The sequence below is a fragment of the Streptomyces sp. NBC_00158 genome (genome assembly GCF_045160885.1).
In the GTDB taxonomy this organism is placed as follows: domain Bacteria; phylum Actinomycetota; class Actinomycetes; order Streptomycetales; family Streptomycetaceae; genus Streptomyces.
Window position 1 is genome coordinate 4,523,326 of the sequence record NZ_CP108161.1, and the last position, 18,928, is coordinate 4,542,253.

Annotated in this window: 14 protein-coding genes; 9 read left to right on the forward strand and 5 right to left on the reverse strand. The window is 71.8% G+C overall.

Annotated elements, in window-relative coordinates:
- Window positions 1-190 precede the first annotated feature (190 nt).
- The gene (gene hpf, locus OG553_RS20860; protein ID WP_405983095.1) at window positions 191-886 is read left to right on the forward strand and encodes a ribosome hibernation-promoting factor, HPF/YfiA family; all 696 of its coding nucleotides are present in this window, start codon (window positions 191-193) and stop codon (window positions 884-886) included.
- Window positions 887-1,072: 186 nt separating this feature from the next.
- Complete coding sequence (locus tag OG553_RS20865; RefSeq protein ID WP_401252267.1) at window positions 1,073-1,804, forward strand: response regulator; 732 nt, start codon at window positions 1,073-1,075, stop codon at window positions 1,802-1,804.
- A gap of 41 nt (window positions 1,805-1,845) precedes the next feature.
- Here OG553_RS20865 and OG553_RS20870 read toward each other — a convergent pair whose 3' ends face one another.
- Genes OG553_RS20870 through OG553_RS20880 form a run of 3 tightly spaced genes read right to left on the reverse strand, consistent with a single transcriptional unit; the run spans window position 1,846 to window position 4,235 of the window.
- Window positions 1,846-3,027 carry a winged helix-turn-helix domain-containing protein gene (locus tag OG553_RS20870; RefSeq protein ID WP_405980438.1) on the reverse strand — a complete coding sequence of 394 codons (1,182 nt, stop codon included), beginning with the start codon at window positions 3,025-3,027 and terminating at the stop codon, window positions 1,846-1,848.
- A 10-nt stretch (window positions 3,028-3,037) separates the two neighbouring features.
- On the reverse strand, window positions 3,038-3,619 hold the full coding sequence (locus OG553_RS20875) for a GNAT family N-acetyltransferase (RefSeq protein WP_405980439.1): 582 nt from the start codon (window positions 3,617-3,619) through the stop codon (window positions 3,038-3,040).
- A 22-nt stretch (window positions 3,620-3,641) separates the two neighbouring features.
- The gene (locus OG553_RS20880) at window positions 3,642-4,235 is read right to left on the reverse strand and encodes a GNAT family N-acetyltransferase (protein ID WP_405980440.1); all 594 of its coding nucleotides are present in this window, start codon (window positions 4,233-4,235) and stop codon (window positions 3,642-3,644) included.
- Window positions 4,236-4,461: 226 nt separating this feature from the next.
- Here OG553_RS20880 and secA point away from each other — a divergent pair, with 226 nt between their 5' ends.
- The 6 genes from secA to OG553_RS20910 all read left to right on the forward strand — a co-directional run bounded on the left by secA (window position 4,462) and on the right by OG553_RS20910 (window position 16,465).
- A complete protein-coding gene (gene secA / locus OG553_RS20885; RefSeq protein WP_405980441.1) occupies window positions 4,462-7,257 on the forward strand; it encodes a preprotein translocase subunit SecA in 2,796 nt (931 codons plus the stop codon).
- 1,049 nt (window positions 7,258-8,306) lie between these two features.
- Window positions 8,307-8,756 (forward strand): Rv3235 family protein, encoded by a 450-nt coding sequence (locus tag OG553_RS20890; RefSeq protein WP_405980442.1) that lies wholly within the window; start codon window positions 8,307-8,309, stop codon window positions 8,754-8,756.
- Between the two features lie 138 nt (window positions 8,757-8,894).
- Window positions 8,895-9,395, forward strand: a complete 501-nt coding sequence (locus OG553_RS20895) for a DUF6912 family protein (RefSeq protein WP_405980443.1) — start codon at window positions 8,895-8,897, stop codon at window positions 9,393-9,395.
- Window positions 9,396-9,427: 32 nt separating this feature from the next.
- The gene (locus tag OG553_RS20900) at window positions 9,428-10,108 is read left to right on the forward strand and encodes an HAD family hydrolase (RefSeq protein ID WP_405980444.1); all 681 of its coding nucleotides are present in this window, start codon (window positions 9,428-9,430) and stop codon (window positions 10,106-10,108) included.
- Between the two features lie 365 nt (window positions 10,109-10,473).
- Window positions 10,474-15,441: an NAD-glutamate dehydrogenase gene (locus tag OG553_RS20905; protein WP_405980445.1), complete on the forward strand. Its 4,968-nt coding sequence runs from the start codon at window positions 10,474-10,476 to the stop codon at window positions 15,439-15,441.
- Window positions 15,442-15,610: 169 nt separating this feature from the next.
- Window positions 15,611-16,465 (forward strand): aminoglycoside phosphotransferase family protein, encoded by an 855-nt coding sequence (locus tag OG553_RS20910; protein WP_405980446.1) that lies wholly within the window; start codon window positions 15,611-15,613, stop codon window positions 16,463-16,465.
- Window positions 16,466-16,473: 8 nt separating this feature from the next.
- Here OG553_RS20910 and OG553_RS20915 read toward each other — a convergent pair whose 3' ends face one another.
- Window positions 16,474-17,244: an ABC transporter ATP-binding protein gene (locus tag OG553_RS20915; protein ID WP_405980447.1), complete on the reverse strand. Its 771-nt coding sequence runs from the start codon at window positions 17,242-17,244 to the stop codon at window positions 16,474-16,476.
- The gene (locus OG553_RS20920; RefSeq protein WP_405980448.1) at window positions 17,237-18,145 is read right to left on the reverse strand and encodes an ABC transporter permease; all 909 of its coding nucleotides are present in this window, start codon (window positions 18,143-18,145) and stop codon (window positions 17,237-17,239) included. Before OG553_RS20920 ends, OG553_RS20915 begins: the two co-directional genes overlap by 8 nt.
- Window positions 18,146-18,305: 160 nt before the next feature.
- On the opposite strand from OG553_RS20920, the gene OG553_RS20925 reads away from it, so the two are divergent.
- Window positions 18,306-18,926: a TetR/AcrR family transcriptional regulator gene (locus OG553_RS20925; protein WP_405980449.1), complete on the forward strand. Its 621-nt coding sequence runs from the start codon at window positions 18,306-18,308 to the stop codon at window positions 18,924-18,926.
- The last annotated feature ends 2 nt before the right edge of the window (window positions 18,927-18,928 follow it).

Consider the following 18,928-nt stretch of genomic DNA (forward strand, 5'->3'; position numbering starts at 1 on the left):
TGGGATCTTCGTGTGCAGTACCTGTGAGGGGGGCTCTCTCTACTCCGAAGTCGGTGGGATGTAGATCTTGCCGATGGGGGAGGAGGAGGTGAAAGTCGCCAAGTCCGAGGCTCCGGTGTTCACCGGAGCCTGGTGCGAAAGGGAGGCGCTCCGCCGACTGGTGCGGGGCTCTCCGGGAACGGAGTTCTGCGTGGACATCGTCGTCAAGGGCCGCAAGACCGAGGTGCCCGAGCGGTTCCGCAAGCACGTGGCCGAGAAGCTGAATCCGGAGCGGATCCAGAAGCTCGACGCCAAGGTGATCAGCTTGGACGTCGAGGTGTCCAAGGAGCACAACCCGCGCCAGGCCGACCGTTCCGACCGCGTGGAGATCACCCTGCATTCGCGGGGCCCGGTGATCCGGGCCGAGGCCGCCGCAGCCGACCCGTACGCGGCGCTCGACCTGGCACAGGACAAGCTGGAGGCCCGGCTGCGCAAGCAGCACGACAAGCGCTTCACCCGCCGTGGCACCGGACGGCTCTCGGCGGCCGAGGTCGCCGACCACGTGCCGGGCGTCGCAACCCTCAACAGCAACGGCGAGCCGGTCTACGAGGACATGGAGGAAGGGGTTCCGGTCAAGCGGATCGGTTCCCTGGAGGTGCAGGGCGAAGGCCCGCTCATCGTCCGCGAGAAGACCCACTCGGCGCGGCCGATGTCGCTCGACCAGGCTCTGTACGAAATGGAACTGGTCGGCCACGACTTCTATCTGTTCGTCGACTCCGAGACCAAGATGCCCAGCGTCGTCTACCGGCGCCACGCCTACGACTACGGCGTCATCCACGTGGACCCCGACGGGGCGTCCAGCTCGGAGCCCTCGGGAGCGGGCGCGGGCGGCGCGCTCGGAGGCTGAAATTCAACCATTGCCCCTGCGGAACGCACGCCGTTCCGCAGGGGCACCTGTATGACTCGTATGAGCCATATGGATTCCGCCAGAACCCCGTCCCGCAGCGCGGGCATGGAATCATGTCGGGCAGTCAACCGGTGGCAGACCCAGCCGGGTTGGCCCAGCAGCTCAGCACATGCAGGGGGAGGAACGATGGCGGACAGCTTCGGGCCGGCGCGCGACGACGACGGCGCCGACTGTCATGGGGCGCAGGACCCGGCCGGGGAGCCGATCCGGGTGCTCGTGGTCGACGACCACGCCCTCTTCCGGCGGGGACTGGAGATCGTCCTCGCCCAGGAGGAGGACATCCAGGTCGTCGGCGAGGCCGGGGACGGGGCGGAGGCCGTGGACAAGGCCGCCGACCTGCTGCCCGACATCGTGCTGATGGACGTGCGGATGCCCCGGCGCGGCGGCATCGAGGCGTGCACCTCGATCAAGGAGGTCGCCCCCTCCGCGAAGATCATCATGCTGACGATCAGCGACGAGGAGGCCGACCTCTACGACGCGATCAAGGCGGGCGCCACCGGCTACCTCCTCAAGGAGATCTCCACCGACGAGGTCGCGACGGCGATCCGCGCGGTCGCGGACGGCCAGTCGCAGATCAGCCCGTCGATGGCGTCGAAGCTGCTCACCGAGTTCAAGTCGATGATCCAGCGCACCGACGAGCGGCGCCTGGTCCCGGCGCCGCGGCTGACGGACCGGGAACTCGAAGTCCTCAAGCTGGTCGCCACCGGCATGAACAACCGGGACATCGCCAAGCAGCTGTTCATCTCCGAGAACACCGTGAAGAACCACGTCCGCAACATCCTGGAGAAGCTCCAGCTGCACTCCCGGATGGAAGCCGTCGTGTACGCGATGCGGGAGAAGATCCTGGAGATCCGCTGAGGGGGCGCCGCCGTCAGCCCAGGGCCCCCGGGCCGCCGCCGTCAGGCCCCCAGCGCCGCCAGCTCCGCCGTGATCGCGGCCGCCTCGGCCGCCGACTGCGCCCGCTCGACCCGGACCGCGTCGCAGCCCACCCACTCCGCCGCCTCGCGCAGGGCCCGCGCCATCGCGGGCGCCGCCTTCGGCGTCGTCAGGGAGACCTGGCGGGCCACCAGCGTCCGCCCCTCGCGGGCCGGGTCGGCCCGGCCCTGGAGCCGCCCGCCGGCCAGCAGCGGCATCGCGAAGTACCCGTGCAGCCGCTGCGGCTTGGGCACGTACGCCTCCAGCCGGTGCGTGAAGCCGAAGATCCGCTCCGTCCGCGGCCGGTCCCAGACCAGCGAGTCGAACGGGGACAGCAGGGTCGTACGGTGACGGCCGCGCGGCGCCGCGGCCAGCGCCTCCGGATCCGCCCACCCGGGCTTCCCCCAGCCCTCGACCTCCACCGGCACCAGGCCGGAGTCCGCGATCACCGAGTCGACCTGCTCGCCCTTGAGGCGGTGGTAGTCCGCGATGTCGGCGCGGGTACCGACCCCCAGCGACCGCCCGGCCAGCGCGACCAGCCGGCGCAGGCACTCGCGGTCTTCCAGGTCGTCATGGAACAGCGCGTCCGGGACGGCCCGCTCGGCCAGGTCGTACACCCGCTTCCAGCCGCGCCGCTCGGTCACCACCACGTCTCCCGCGTCGAGCAGCCACTCCACCGCGATCTTGGTCTCGGACCAGTCCCACCAGGGGCCGCCGTTCTTCGCGCCGCCCAGGTCGGTGGAGGTCAGCGGGCCCTCGGCGCGCAGCTTGTCCAGGACCAGCGCGCAGGAGGCGTCCTTGTCCTTCATCCTGTGCCAGCGGTAGCCGTGCGCCCGCTTGACGCGGCGGCGGAACGCGAAGTGCGGCCACTCCTCGATCGGCAGGACGCACGCCGCGTGCGACCAGTACTCGAAGGCGTGCCGGTCGGTCCAGTAGGCCCGCTCCACCGCCTCCCGCCCCACCGCGCCCAGCCGCGCGTACGGGATCAGCTCGTGCGAACGGGCCAGGACCGAGATGGTGTCCAGCTGCACGGCCCCCAGGTGGCGCAGCACCCCCCGGACCCCGCCCCGGCGGTCGGGCGCCCCGAGGAACCCCTGCGCGCGCAGGGCGATCCGGCGGGCCTCGTCGGCGGACAGGGACACGGTCGGCGGCAGCAGGCTGGTCATGCGCCGAAGCCTAGGCGGCGCCACTGACAGCGGGCCCGTACGGCAGCCGGGAGGGCAGGCCCACGTCGGACGGGAGCAGCGCGCCGGCCCAGCAGTCCAGCAGCGCGCCGTCGTGTTCCATTCCGGCGCGCTGGACGCCCTCGACCACGAAGCCCGCCTTCTCGGCGACGGCGCGGGAGCCGTCGTTGCCGACCGCGGCGCGCCACACCAGCCGTACGACGCCCGCCTCGGCGAACGCCCAGCGGACGGCGGCCCCCAGCGCCTCGGCCATGTAGCCGCGACCCCGGTGACCGGCGACGGTCCAGTACCCGATCTCGTGGGTGTGGGCGCCAGTCCTGTGCACGGCGAGCGTGGCGACGAGCGGGCCGTCGGCCCCGAGCCGGACGGCGAAGTTGTAGGCGGTGTCCTCGCGCCACCCGGCCGGGACGCTCTGCGTCACGTACTTCTCCGCGTCCGCGGGCTCGTAGGGGACGGGCACCGAGATCCAGCGCTGGATCTCGGGGTCCTGGCAGGCGGCGTGCACCTCGGCAGCGTCCCCAGGAGTGTGGGGACGCAGCACGAGGCGCTCGGTGCAAAGCGTGATCGGCTCCATGGGCTGCGATTCTGCCGGGGACCTAGCCGGCGGCCGACGCCAGGTACGGCAGCCGGGAGGGCAGGCCGAGGTCCGACGGGAGGAGTCCGGCGACCCAGCAGTCGCGCAGGGTCCCGCGGTGGTCGAGCGCGCCGCGCAAGGTGCCCTCGAACCGGAAACCGGCCTTCTCCGCGGCGGCCCGGGAAGCCGCGTTGCCCACGGTGGCGCGCCACTCCAGCCGGCCCGCGCCGACCTCCGTGAACAGCCACCGCGCCACCCCGGCGACGGCCTCGGCCACGTAGCCGCTGCCCCGGTGCTCCTTCGCGGCCCAGTAGCCGACCTCGTACCCCCGGGGGCCGCGCACGTGCACGCCCACCGCCGCCACCAGCGGACCCTCGGCGCCCTCGGCGCCCTCGGCCTTGAGCCGGACCGCGAAGCCGTACTCGCGGTCCTCCAGCCAGGCGCTCCGCGAGACGTGCGTGACCCAGGCCTCGGCGTGCTCCCGCTCGTACGGGGAGGGCACCAGCGTCCAGCGCTGGATCTCCGGGTCCTGGCAGGCCGCGTACACCTCCTCGGCGTCCGAGGGGGCGAAGGGGCGCAGCAGGAGGCGCCCGGTGGTCAGCGTGACGGGTTCCATGAACGGATTGTTGCGGCGCCGGGTAACCCGGGCGAGGGGTTTTCGTCCACACCGGCACCGAATCCGTCCCCCGTACGTTCTCATTCCGGGCGCCCGTGCCCTGCGGACACGGCGGACCTCCCGACGCGACCACGTCCTCGCTTACGATGGCCGTTGCGGTGGGGCCCACCTGCCGTGCCCGGCTACGTAAAGTGCCCAGGCCCGACCGGCAAGGAGACCAGCCTCAGTGTCCGTCTTCAACAAGCTCATGCGTGCAGGCGAAGGCAAGATCCTGCGCAAACTGCACCGCATCGCGGACCAGGTCAACTCCATCGAAGAGGACTTCGTCAACCTCTCCGACGCCGAGTTGCGGGCCCTCACGGACGAGTACAAGCAGCGCTACCAGGACGGCGAGAGCCTCGACGACCTGCTGCCGGAGGCCTTCGCCACCGTCCGCGAGGCCGCCAAGCGCGTCCTCGGCCAGCGTCACTACGACGTGCAGATCATGGGCGGCGCCGCCCTGCACCTCGGCTACGTCGCCGAGATGAAGACCGGTGAGGGCAAGACCCTCGTCGGCACGCTCCCCGCGTACCTGAACGCGCTGTCCGGCAAGGGCGTCCACCTGATCACGGTGAACGACTACCTCGCCGAGCGCGACTCCGAGATGATGGGCCGCGTCCACAAGTTCCTGGGCCTGTCCATCGGCTGCATCCTGGCCAACATGTCGCCGGCCCAGCGCCGCGAGCAGTACGACTGCGACATCACGTACGGCACCAACAACGAGTTCGGCTTCGACTACCTGCGCGACAACATGGCGTGGTCGCAGGACGAGCTGGTGCAGCGCGGCCACAACTTCGCCGTGGTCGACGAGGTCGACTCGATCCTCGTCGACGAGGCCCGCACCCCGCTGATCATCTCCGGCCCGGCCGACCAGGCCACCAAGTGGTACGCCGACTTCGCCAAGCTGGTCACCCGCCTGACCAAGGGCGAGGCCGGCAACCCCCTCAAGGGCATCGAGGAGACCGGCGACTACGAGGTCGACGAGAAGAAGCGCACCGTCGCCATCCACGAGGCCGGCGTCGCCAAGGTCGAGGACTGGCTCGGCATCGACAACCTCTACGAGTCGGTGAACACCCCGCTCGTCGGCTACCTCAACAACGCGATCAAGGCCAAGGAACTCTTCAAGGCCGACAAGGACTACGTCGTCATCGACGGCGAAGTCATGATCGTCGACGAGCACACCGGCCGCATCCTCGCCGGCCGCCGCTACAACGAGGGCATGCACCAGGCGATCGAGGCGAAGGAAGGGGTGGACATCAAGGACGAGAACCAGACCCTCGCCACGATCACCCTGCAGAACTTCTTCCGCCTCTACTCGAAGCTCTCCGGCATGACCGGTACGGCCATGACCGAGGCCGCCGAGTTCCACCAGATCTACAAGCTCGGCGTCGTCCCCATCCCCACCAACCGGGACATGCAGCGCAAGGACCAGGCCGACCTCATCTACCGGACCGAGGTCGCCAAGTTCGCCGCCGTCGTCGACGACATCGCGGAGAAGCACGAGAAGGGCCAGCCGATCCTCGTCGGCACCACCTCGGTCGAGAAGTCCGAGTACCTCTCGCAGCAGCTCTCCAAGCGCGGCATCCCGCACGAGGTCCTCAACGCCAAGCAGCACGAGCGCGAGGCCACGATCGTCGCCCAGGCAGGCCGCCGCGGCGCCGTCACCGTCGCCACGAACATGGCCGGCCGCGGTACCGACATCAAGCTCGGCGGCAACCCGGACGACCTCGCCGAGGCGGAGCTGCGCCAGCGCGGCCTCGACCCGGAGGAGCACATCGAGGAGTGGGCGCACGCCCTGCCCGAGGCGCTCGCCAGGGCAGAGGCGGCCGTCAAGGCCGAGTTCGAAGAGGTCAAGGAGCTCGGCGGCCTGTACGTCCTCGGCACCGAGCGCCACGAGTCGCGCCGCATCGACAACCAGCTCCGCGGCCGATCCGGCCGCCAGGGCGACCCGGGCGAGTCCCGTTTCTACCTGTCGCTGGGCGACGACCTGATGCGCCTGTTCAAGGCCCAGATGGTCGAGCGCGTCATGGCCATGGCCAACGTGCCGGACGACGTCCCGATCGAGAACAAGATGGTGACCCGCGCGATCGCCTCCGCGCAGTCCCAGGTCGAGACCCAGAACTTCGAGACCCGCAAGAACGTCCTGAAGTACGACGAGGTCCTCAACAGCCAGCGCGAGGTCATCTACGGCGAGCGCCGCCGCGTCCTGGAGGGCGAGGACCTGCACGAGCAGGTGCGCTTCTTCATGGACGACACCATCGACGCCTACATCTCGGCCGAGACGGTCGAGGGCTTCGCCGAGGAGTGGGACCTCGACCGGCTCTGGGGCGCCTTCCGGCAGCTCTACCCGATCAAGGTCACGGTGGAGGAGCTGGAGGAGGCCGCCGGCGACCGCGCGGGCATCACCGCCGAGTTCATCGCCGAGTCCGTCAAGGACGACATCCACGAGCAGTACGGGGCGCGCGAGAAGGCCCTCGGCTCCGAGGTCATGCGCGAGCTGGAGCGCCGCGTGGTCCTGTCGGTGCTGGACCGCAAGTGGCGCGAGCACCTCTACGAGATGGACTACCTCCAGGAGGGCATCGGCCTGCGCGCGATGGCCCAGAAGGACCCGCTGGTCGAGTACCAGCGCGAGGGCTTCGACATGTTCAACGCCATGATGGAGGGCATCAAGGAGGAGTCCGTCGGCTACCTGTTCAACCTGGAGGTCCAGGTCGAGCAGCAGGTCGAGGAGCTCCCGGTGCAGGACGCGGCCCCGTCCCTCGTGAAGGAGCCGGTCCCGTCCGCCCGCCCCGAGATCCGCGCCAAGGGCCTGGACGCCCCGCAGCGCCCGGACCGCCTGCACTTCTCGGCCCCGACGGTCGACGGTGAGGGCGGCGTGGTCGAGGGCGACTTCGACTCCGACGCCTCCGGCGGCGACGGCCTGACCCGCGCGGAGCGCCGCAAGGCCCAGAAGGCCTCGGGCGGGCGGCGCCGCAAGAAGTAACGGCATACGCAGCACAGCACGAGACGGCCGGGGCCGGATACCGAGGGGTGTCCGGCCCCGGTTGTGTTGGTGGTGGGCCGGGGGGTTGCCCACCCGCCTTCCTGGGTGCGGGTGGGAGGGGGTGGGTGGGCGGGTGGGCGGGGTGCCGGAGGGCGGGGTCCCCTGGGGCGGGCTCTGAGCGGCCTTGGGGGTTTCCCGTCAGTCCCATCGTCCTTCCGTGTCGTGCCGGCCTGTCAAGGGCGCTCCCTTCGGTCGCGTCGCTTCGCGATGGCCTTCGGCCACCCTTGACAGACCGGCCCGCCCCGGAAAGCCGAAAGACTGCCGGGAAACCCCCAAAAGAACGGTCACGGGGAAGAGGGTGAGGGACAGCGGCCTCGTCAGCGTTGAGGCGAGGGGCCGGGCGTCGGCCGACCGGGCATCCGGGCCCTCAGCGGCCGCCGTTCCGGGCCAGGGGCGCGGCTACCTGCACGAAAGGCCGACCCGAGCGCTCTGCGGAGCCCCCGAGCGCCCCAGATCGCTACGCGCTCCTCTCGTTCCGGCGTCCGGCGACCGTCTGGGGCTGATACCTGCACCAGAGGACGAACAGTGCAGCCCAGGGTGTCGGGGGCGCGGCAGATCGCTACGCGCTGCCCATTGCTTGGCGGCCACCGCCCCGCGTCCTCGCCCCCCGCCCGCCGGCACCCCGCCCCCGGCCCACCGGCCCGCCCCCACCCCCTCGCGGGGGAGGTGGCGGGCCCTCACCGCGGACCCCTTCGTGCGCGGAGAGTGACCGGTGCCGCCCCGCCGTTCACGGTCCCCGTGGGGCCGGGAGGGTGATTCGGGGGTACTCCATCGAGCTCCTCGGGGTGGGGGTCGCGGCGTCCACCTGAGGGGTGTTGCGGGGGTGCTCGGGGGCTTCGGGGCGGGGGGACGCCACACGGATAGGTGAACCTCGCGGGGCTCTTCGCGGGGCTCTTCCCGCGGTTGCGGAGCGTGTTCGGCGGTCGTAGAAAACCCGCATCAAGTTACCGCCTGGTACCGCCGGGCTCGGTCTGATCGGGGGAATCGCCATGGACACCACCACGCGAGGCACTGTCGGCGGCGAGGGCAGTCGCAGCAGGCCCGGCGGGGCGGGGCGGACGCGGCCCGCGGGGAGGCGGGACCAGCGGCGTCCGGCGGGGGTGCCGCGGCAGGTGCGCCGGCTGGCCCCCCACGACTGGTTCGCGGAGCGCCTGCTGGCGGTGCTGAGCGGCCAGCGCCCCGTCCACTCGCTGCTCGGTCTCACGGTGGGCGAGGCGTACGAGCAGCTGGTCACCCTGGCCCCCGCCGGGCCGTTGCGCGACCGGCTGCGCCCGGTGCTGCGCCACTGCGGCCGGTTCCACCCCGGGCCGGGGGTGATCGAGGCGTTCGCCCGGATCGCGACGGGGGACCGGGTCTCGGCGATGGCGTTCCGGCTGGAGCAGGGCCCCGACCGGCGCTGGCGGTGCGCCGCCGTCGAGGTCCGGGGCCCGCGCGTGTAGGGCCGGCCGCAGCCGCTGGGCATGCCCGGCGCGGGGCCCGTCGCGCGGGTCCGGGGACCGGACCCTACTCCGGACTCCGGTCCCCGCCCCCACCAGTCGTATCCTGAGGGCGTTTCCGACTACCGAAAGCAGCCGGCCATGCGCGTGTACGTCCCCCTGACCCTCCCCGGGCTCGCCGAGGCGCACAAGGCGGGGGAGTTGGGGCCCGCCCCGCTCCGTGCGTACGCCGTCACGCCCGGGCTGCGCGAGTGGTACGTGTCGGACGACATCGAGGAGCTGGAGTACGCGGCCCTCAGCCGGGCCGCCCTCGCCTCGCTGCGCCTGCTGGCCGCCGACCCGGCCGCGCCCCGCCGCCGGGTCGTGGTCGCGGTCGACGTCGAGGACAAGGCCGCCACCGCGGTGCCCGGCGTGGACGAGGCGACCCTCGGGCAGGTCACCCTCGGGGCCGCCGTGCGGCTGAAGGTGGCCGCCGCCGTGCACGCCGACGCGGACGACGCAGAGGGTGACGTCGCGGCCGCCGCCGGGGCCCTCGCGGCCGCCGACGCGGGGGACGACGACGCGCAGTTCACGGTGGACGGTGCCGAGGACCACGAGCTGCTGTGGTTCGGGGTGCAGGAGATCCCGGGCCTGCTGGGATGAGCACGGAAGCGAGCACGGGAACGAGCACGGAAATGGGCACCGGGACGAGTGCCGGTGGAGCCCACATCGTGTGGGACTGGAACGGCACCCTGCTGCACGACATCGACGCCGTCATAGCCGCGACGAACGCCTCCTTCGCCGAGCTGGGCTTCGACCCGATCACGCTGGAGCGGTACCGCGAGCTGTACGTCGTACCGGTGCCGCGCTTCTACGAGCGGCTGATGGGCCGCCTGCCCACGGATGCCGAATGGGCCGTGATGGACGAGGCCTTCCACCGCCACTACTGGGCGGCCGCCGACGACGCCGGGCTCGCCGAGGGGGCGCGGGAGCTGCTGCGGGGCTGGCAGGCGGAGGGGCTCACGCAGTCGCTGCTGTCGCTCGCGCCCCACGAGAAGCTCGTGCCCCTGGTCCGGGCGCACGGCATCGACGTGCACTTCCTGCGCGTCGACGGGCGTACCGGGCCCTCGCACACCTCGAAGGCGGGGCACCTCGTACGCCATATGGCGGCACTGGAGGCAGCCGGTGTGACCGCCCCCCGTACGGTCCTGGTGGGGGACGCCGTGGACGATGCGACGGCCGCGCGGCACGTAGGGGCGCACGCCGTTCTGTACACGGGCGGGTCGCACAGCCGCGCCAGCCTGGAGTCCGCCGGGGTCCCGGTCGTGGACAGCCTGGCGGAGGCCGTTGCCATGGCCCGTGAGCTGGCCGGATAGGCCGGTAACGGACCGTTCCGGCCAAGCCTCTGGCCAGACTGTCCAGGTTTTGCCCCCGGTTTTGTACAGATGCAGTGAATGACGACCGGGGGGTGGGGCGAGATAGCCTGGACCCGTGATCAGCGCGATAGTCATCGGGGGCACTGACGCCCCCGACCCGCGCCCGGCGCGTTTTGGCGGCCGGGCCTTCGCTGATCCCCGCCGCCGGGACCTGTCGATCACGGTCGAAGCCTTCCCCGGCGGCCCTCCCGACGCCGCGGCGTCGAAAACCGATCCGGACGGACATCCCGCCTCATCGCGGCGCTTTGTCATTCCTTCCTTCACCACCTACGTCACGCAATGGCGCGCGACAGGAGCCAGAGGACATGCAGACCAAGCTGGACGAAGCAAAGGCCGAGCTGCTCGCGCGGGCGGCACGGGTAGCTGAGAACAGCCCGGCCGGGGGGCTACTTCCGACTGGGTCCGAGCACGGCGAGCGCCCCGATCAGGGCACGACGCTCTCCTACCTCCAGCGCTACTACCTGCACACCGCCCCCGAGGACCTCGCCGACCGGGACCCGGTCGACGTGTTCGGCGCGGCGCTCTCCCACTACCGGCTCGCCGAGACCCGGCCGCAGGGCACCGCGAACGTCCGGGTCCACACCCCCACGGTCGAGGAGAACGGCTGGACCTCCAGCCACTCGGTCGTCGAGGTCGTGACGGACGACATGCCGTTCCTCGTGGACTCCGTGACGAACGAGCTGTCCCGCCAGGGCCGCGGCATCCACGTCGTGATCCACCCGCAGGTCGTCGTGCGCCGTGACGTCACCGGCAAGCTCATCGAGATCCTCGGCCCCGACTGCGACGCCCACGGTCCCAAGACCGCGCGCCCCCACGACTCCCTCGTCGAGTCCTGGATCCACGTCGAGATCGACCGCGAGACCGACAAGGCAGACCTCAAGCAGATCACCGGAGACCTGCTGCGCGTCCTGTCCGACGTCCGCGAGGCCGTCGAGGACTGGGAGAAGATGCGCGACGCCGCGCTGCGCATCGCCGAGGAGCTGCCGAACGAGCCCACCGCGCCGGACCTGCGCGAGTACGAGCTCGAAGAGGCCCGCGAGCTGCTGCGCTGGCTGTCCGACGACCACTTCACCTTCCTCGGGTACCGCGAGTACAACCTCGTCGACGGCGACGCCCTGTCCGCCGTGCCCGGCACCGGTCTCGGCATCCTGCGGTCCGACCCGGTCCACCGGGGCCAGGAGGACGCGCACCCCGTCTCGCCGTCCTTCAACCGGCTGCCGGCCGACGCCCGCGCCAAGGCCCGCGAGCACCGTCTGCTGGTGCTGACGAAGGCCAACAGCCGCGCCACCGTGCACCGCCCCTCGTACCTGGACTACGTGGGCGTGAAGAAGTTCGACGCCGACGGCAACGTCGTGGGCGAGCGCCGCTTCCTCGGCCTGTTCTCCTCCGCCGCCTACACCGAGTCGGTGCGCCGCGTCCCGGTGATCCGCCGCAAGGTGTCCGAGGTGCTGGAGGGCGCGGGCTTCTCGCCGTCCAGCCACGACGGCCGCGACCTGCTCCAGATCCTGGAGACCTACCCGCGCGACGAGCTGTTCCAGACCCCGGTCGACAAGCTCCGCGAGATCGCCACGTCCGTGCTGTACCTGCAGGAGCGCCGCCGGCTGCGCCTGTACCTGCGCCAGGACGAGTACGGCCGCTACTACTCGGCGCTCGTCTACCTGCCGCGCGACCGGTTCACCACCGGTGTCCGGCTGCGGCTGATGGACATCCTGAAGGAGGAGCTCGGCGGCACCAGCGTCGACTTCACCGCCTGGAACACGGAGTCGATCCTCTCCCGCATCCACTTCGTCGTCCGTGTCCCGCAGGGCACCGAGCTGCCCCTGCTGACGGACGCCGACGTCGAGCGCGTCGAGTCCCGCCTGGTCGAGGCGGCCCGCTCCTGGGCCGACGGCTTCGGCGAGGCGCTGACGGCCGAGCTGGGCGAGGAGCGCGCGGCCGAGCTGAGCCGCAAGTACGGCACCTCCTTCCCCGAGGGCTACAAGGCCGACCACTCGCCGCGCGCGGCCGTGGCAGACCTGTGCCACCTGGAGAAGCTGTCCGCGAGCGAGCGCCCCTTCGCGCTGTCGCTGTACGAGCCCGTCGGCGCGGGCCCCGGCGAGCGCCGCTTCAAGATCTACCGCGAGGGCGAGCAGGTCTCCCTCTCCGCGGTCCTGCCGGTCCTCCAGCGCCTGGGCGTCGAGGTCACCGACGAGCGCCCGTACGAGCTGCGCCGCAGTGACCGGGTCAGCGCCTGGATCTACGACTTCGGTCTGCGGATGCCGCTGTCCACGGGCAACGGGGACGCGTACCTCGGCGACGACGCGCGCGAGCGGTTCCAGGAGGCCTTCGCGGCCGTGTGGACCGGCGAGGCCGAGAACGACAACTTCAACACCCTCGTCCTGGGCGCCGGCCTCACCTGGCGCCAGGCGGTCGTGCTGCGCGCGTACGCCAAGTACATGCGCCAGGCCGGTTCCACCTTCAGCCAGGACTACATGGAGGACACCCTCCGCAACAACGTCCACACCACGCGGCTGCTGGTCTCGCTCTTCGAGGCGCGGATGTCGCCGGGCCGCCAGGCCGCCGGCACCGAGCTGATCGACGCGATGATGGAGGAGCTGGACGGGGCCCTGGACCAGGTCGCCTCGCTCGACGAGGACCGCATCCTGCGCTCCTTCCTGACGCTGATCAAGGCGACGCTGCGGACGAACTTCTTCCAGCTCAACGGCGCCGGCGAGCAGCACTCGTACGTGTCGATGAAGTTCGACCCGCAGGCCATCCCGGACCTGCCGGCCCCGCGCCCCGCGTTCGAGATCTGGGTGTACTCCCCGCGCGTGGAGGGCGTGCACCTGCGCTTCGGCAAGGTCGCCCGAGGCGGTCTGCGCTGGTCGGACCGGCGCGAGGACTTCCGTACGGAGGTGCTCGGCCTGGTCAAGGCGCAGATGGTCAAGAACACGGTGATCGTGCCGGTCGGCGCCAAGGGCGGCTTCGTCGCGAAGAACCTGCCGGACCCGTCGGTGGACCGCGACGCGTGGCTCGCCGAGGGCATCGCCTCGTACAAGGTCTTCATCTCGGCGCTGCTGGACATCACCGACAACATGGTCGGCGGCGAGGTCGTGCCGCCGAAGGGCGTGGTCCGCCACGACGAGGACGACACCTACCTCGTCGTCGCCGCCGACAAGGGCACCGCGACCTTCTCCGACATCGCCAACGGCGTCGCGGAGTCGTACGGCTTCTGGCTGGGCGACGCGTTCGCCTCGGGCGGCTCGGCCGGCTACGACCACAAGGGCATGGGCATCACCGCCCGCGGCGCCTGGGAGTCCGTCAAGCGGCACTTCCGCGAGCTGGGCCACGACACGCAGACCGAGGACTTCACGGTCGTCGGCGTCGGCGACATGTCCGGTGACGTCTTCGGCAACGGCATGCTGCTCTCCGAGCACATCCGCCTGGTCGCCGCCTTCGACCACCGGCACATCTTCATCGACCCGACCCCGGACGCGGCGACCTCGTACGCCGAGCGCCGGCGCCTGTTCGAGCTGCCGCGCTCCTCGTGGGCGGACTACGACACCGCGCTGCTGTCGGCGGGCGGCGGGATCCACCCGCGCAGCGCGAAGGCCATCCCGGTGAACGCGCAGATGCGGGCGGCCCTCGGCATCGAGGCGGGCGTCACGAAGATGACCCCGGCCGAGCTGATGCAGGCGATCCTGCAGTCCCCGGTGGACCTGCTGTGGAACGGCGGCATCGGCACGTACGTCAAGGCGACCGCCGAGACGCACGCCGACGTCGGCGACAAGGCCAACGACGCGATCCGCGTCAACGGCTCCGACGTCCGCGCCAAGGTCGTCGGCGAGGGCGGCAACCTGGGCCTGACCCAGCTGGGCCGCATCGAGTTCGCCCGCACCGGCGCCGGCGGCGAGGGCGGCAAGGTCAACACCGACGCCATCGACAACAGCGCGGGCGTGGACACCTCCGACCACGAGGTGAACATCAAGATCCTGCTGAACGCGGTGGTCGCGGACGGCGACATGACCGTCAAGCAGCGCAACAAGCTGCTCGCCGAGATGACCGACGAGGTCGGCTCGCTGGTGCTGCGCAACAACTACGCGCAGAACACGGCCCTCGCGAACGGCTCCGCCCAGGCCCCGAGCCTGCTCCACGCCCAGCAGCGCTTCATGCGCCGCCTGGGCCGGGACGGGCTGCTGGACCGCCAGCTGGAGTTCCTGCCGAACGACCGGCAGATCCGCGAGCTGCTCAACACCGGCAAGGGCCTGACCCAGCCGGAGCTGGCGGTGCTCTTCGCCTACACCAAGATCACGGTGGCGGACGAGCTCGTCCACACCGAGCTGCCGGACGACCCGTACCTGCGCCGCCTGCTGCACGCGTACTTCCCGGGCGCGCTGCGCGCGAAGTTCCCGGAGCAGATCGACGGGCACGCGCTGCGCCGGGAGATCATCACGACCCTGCTGGTCAACGACACCGTCAACACCGGTGGTTCGACCTTCCTGCACCGTCTGCGGGAGGAGACCGGCGCCTCGATGGAGGAGATCGTCCGGGCGCAGCTCGCGGCCCGCGAGATCTTCGGCCTGGCCCAGGTGTGGGACGCGGTCGAGGCGCTGGACAACAAGGTCCCGGCCGACGTCCAGACCCGGGTGCGGCTGCACTCGCGGCGCCTGGTGGAGCGCGGTACGCGCTGGCTGCTGAACAACCGGCCGCAGCCGCTCCAGATCACCGAGACCATCGAGCTCTTCGGGGCCCGGGTGGCGGAGGTCTGGTCGGAGCTGCCGAAGCTGGTGCGCGGCGCGGACCTGGAGTGGTACCAGTCGATCATGGACGAGCTGACCGGCGAGGGCGTGCCGGAGGAGCTCGCGGCGAAGGTGGCCGGCTTCTCGTCCGCGTTCCCGACGCTGGACATCGTCGCCACCGCGGACCGGACGGGCGTGGACCCGCTGTCCGTCGCCGAGGTGTACTACGACCTGGCCGACCGTCTGGACATCACTCAGCTGATGGACCGCATCATCGAGCTGCCGCGGTCGGACCGCTGGCAGTCGATGGCCCGCGCGTCGATCCGCGAGGACCTGTTCGCGGCGCACGCGGCGCTGACGGCCGACGTGCTGGCGGTGGGCAACGGCTCTTCCACTCCCGAGGAGCGCTTCAAGGCGTGGGAGGAGAAGAACGCGGCGCTCATCGGCCGGGCGCGCACGACCCTGGACGAGATCCGGGGCTCGGACGACTTCGACCTGGCGAACCTGTCGGTGGCGATGCGGACGATGCGGTCGCTGCTGCGGGCGCACGCGTAGCCGCCGCTGAGGCGTACGGACACGGGCCGGGCCCGGGACCCCTCCAGGGGTTCCGGGCCCGGCCCGTCGTGCGTGGGGCGGGGGAAATCCGGTCGACCGGCCGGGGCCGCGCCGCCTGTAATGGTCCGGACCGCCCGACGTCCGATCGGGCCCCGGACCGGGAGCGCGCGTGACACCCGACATCGACGCCGAGCTGGTACGCCGTCTCGTGGACGCCCAGTTCCCGCAGTGGGCGGGGCTCGCGCTGGAGCGGTTCGAGCCGGCCGGGTCCGACCATGTGATCCACCGGCTGGGCGGGGAGCTGTCGGTGCGGTTGCCGCGTCACCGGTGGGCCGTCGGACAGGCCGTGCGGGAGTCCGAGCTGCTGCCCCGGCTCGCGCCGCGGCTGCCGTTGGCGGTGCCGGTGCCCGTCGTGGTGGGGGAGCCGGGGTTCGGGTACCCGTGGCCGTGGGCGGTGTCCCGCTGGCTGGTGGGGGAGACGGCCACGGTGGAGGGGCTGGGCGGTTCGGCGGAGGCGGCCGTGGCGCTCGCGGAGTTCCTGACGGCGCTGCGCGGCTGCCCGGTGGCGGCCGGTGCCGGGGTCCGGCCGCCGCTGGCGGGGCGGGACGCGGAGACGCGGGCGGCGGTGCGGGCGACCGCCGGGGTGTTCGACGCCGCGGCGATGACGGCGCTGTGGGAGGCCGCGCTCGCGGCGCCGGGCTGGGCGGGGGACCCCGTCTGGTGCCACGGCGACCTGCACACCGGGAACCTGCTGACGTCCGGCGGGCGGCTCAGCGCGGTCATCGACTTCGGCGAGCTCGCGGCGGGCGATCCGGCCTGCGATCTGACCGTGGCCTTCACCCTGCTGTCGCCGCCCGCCCGGGCCGTGTTCCGGGCGGCGCTCGGCGTGGACGAGGCCACCTGGACCCGGGGGCGCGGCTGGGCGCTGGCCACCGCGCTCAACGCGTACACCGCGTACGCGGCCGCCGACCCCCGGGTCGCGGCGCAGACCACCCGGCAGATCACCGCGGCGCTGGCCGGCTGAGCCGCCGGTCAGCCGCGGGTGGACGCCTCGTACGCGTCGCAGACCTCCTTCGCGGGGCCGTCCATGCGCAGGACGCCCGACTCCAGCCAGATCGCACGGTCGCAGGTCTCGCGGACCGTGCCGATGGCGTGGCTGACGAGGAAGACGGTGCCGGCCGTGGCGCGGAGTTCCTCGATGCGGGCCTGGCTGCGGCGCTGGAAGGCGGCGTCGCCGGTGGCGAGGGCCTCGTCGATCATCAGGACGTCGTGGTCCTTGGCCGCGGCGATGGAGAACCGCAGCCGGGCGCCCATGCCGGAGGAGTAGGTGCGCATGGGCAGGGAGATGAAGTCGCCCTTCTCGTTGATGCCGGAGAAGTCGACGATGCCCTGGTAGCGCTCGCGGATCTGCTGCTTGGTCATGCCCATCGCGAGCCCGCCGAGGACCACGTTCCGTTCGCCGGTGAGGTCGTTCATCAGGGCGGCGTTCACTCCGAGGAGGGACGGCTGGCCCTGCGAGTAGACCGTGCCGCGGGCCACCGGCTGGAGGCCGGCGATGGCCTTGAGGAGGGTGGACTTGCCCGAGCCGTTGGAGCCGATCAGGCCGATCGCCTCGCCCTTGTACGCGGTGAAGCTGACGCCCTTGACGGCGTGGACCTCGCGGACGCCGGGGGCGGGCCCGCGGGAGAAGATCCGGCTGAGCGCGGCGGTGGCGCCGCCCTTGCGGCCTCCGCCGTGGACCTTGTAGACGACGTGGACCTCGTCCGCGATGACGGTCGGGACACGGGTGTCGGTGTCAGCCACGGCCGTACTCCTCCTCTGCCTTCCAGAAGTAGACGAAGCCGCCGACGCCGGCGAGCAGCGCCCAGCCGATGGCGATCGGCCACACGTGGTGCGGGAGCGAGCCCGCCTTGAAGCTGTCGATCAGCGCGAAGCGCATCAGGTCGATGTAGACGGCCGCCGGGTTGGTCTTGAGCACCAGCGAGACCCAGTGCGGCAGGTCGTCCGTCTTGAGCATGGTGTCGATGGACCACATCACGCCGGAGGAGTACATCCAGGTGCGGAGCACGAACGGCATCAGCTGGCTGACGTCCGGGTTCTTGCTGCCGATGCGGGCCATGACCATCGCGCAGCCGGCGCAGAAGACGGCCATCAGGAAGAGCGCGGGGACCGCGACCAGCCAGGAGGCCGAGGGGGTCTGGCCGAAGGCCAGGAGCAGGACGACCAGGGCCGCCATGGTGACGAGCAGCTGCTGGAAGAGCTGGACCACGGAGGAGATGGGCAGGCTGGCGCGGGGGAAGTGGAGGGCGCGGACCAGGCCGAGGTTGCTGTGGACGGCGCGGGTGCCGGCGTTGATCGAGCTGCCGATGAAGTCCCAGACGAAGACGCCGGTGATCAGGAACGGCACGTAGTCGGGGACGCCGTGGCTGGCGTGCATGACGACGCCGAAGACGAAGTAGTAGACGGCCGCGTTGAGCAGCGGGGTCATCAGGTGCCAGACCTGGCCGAGCTTGGCCGTGCTGTACGTGGCGTGCATCCGCGCGGTCGCGTACGCCGTCACGAAGTGGCGCCGGTTCCAGAGCTGCGCGACGTAGCGGGGAAGGGAGGGGCGGGCGCCGCTGACGGTCAGGCCGTGGGCCGCCGCCAGTTCCGCGGGGGAGGGCGGCGCGGCATGCGCGGGGTTCGCGGTGGTCACGCTGGTCACGGGATCGCTTTCGACGGGGGTCGCCCCGACAGGGGCCGGGCGTCGCCGGACGACAGGACGGGTCCGTATCGTCGTAACGGTGACAGTAGGGCGTGGTGCGTCGGAACGCAACCGTATCGTCGTGACGGGTTTGTGATGTCCTCGCCGCTATGCTCTGTGCATGACCAACGACCCTGCCGCCGCTCCGGCCGCCGCCCGCCGCGCCCCCGCCGGTGCCGCCGTCCTGCGCGAGGACGTCACCGAGGCGATCCGCGCGGCCGTGGTGGAGGAGCTGGCGGCGGTGGGCTTCGCCCGGATGTCGATCGAGGGCATCGCCCGGCGCGCCGGGGTCGGCAAGACCGCCGTGTACCGGCGCTGGAAGTCGAAGCTGCACCTGGTGCTCGACCTGATCGGCGCCGTCGCCGCCGACGGCATCCCCGTGCCGGCGACCGGATCCCTCTACGGGGACGTACGCGCCCTGCTGGAGGTCATGTCACACGTACTGCGGCACCCGGTGGCCTCGGCGGTGATCCCCGACCTGCTGGTCGAGGCGGCCCGGAACCCGGAGATCGCCGACGCGGTGCGGGGCGCGCTCGTGGAGGGGCAGCGGCGGCTCGCCGAGGGCATCGTCTCCGAGGCCGTCGCCCGGGGGGAGCTGCCCGGGTCCGCGTCGGCGGAGCGGGCGCTGGACCTGGTGATCGGCCCGCTGTACTGGCGGCAGGTCGTGGTGCGCGACGCCGTGCCCGCGGGCTACCTGGACGGGCTGGCCCGCTCCGTGGTGGCGGGCCTGCGGGCCGGCTGAGG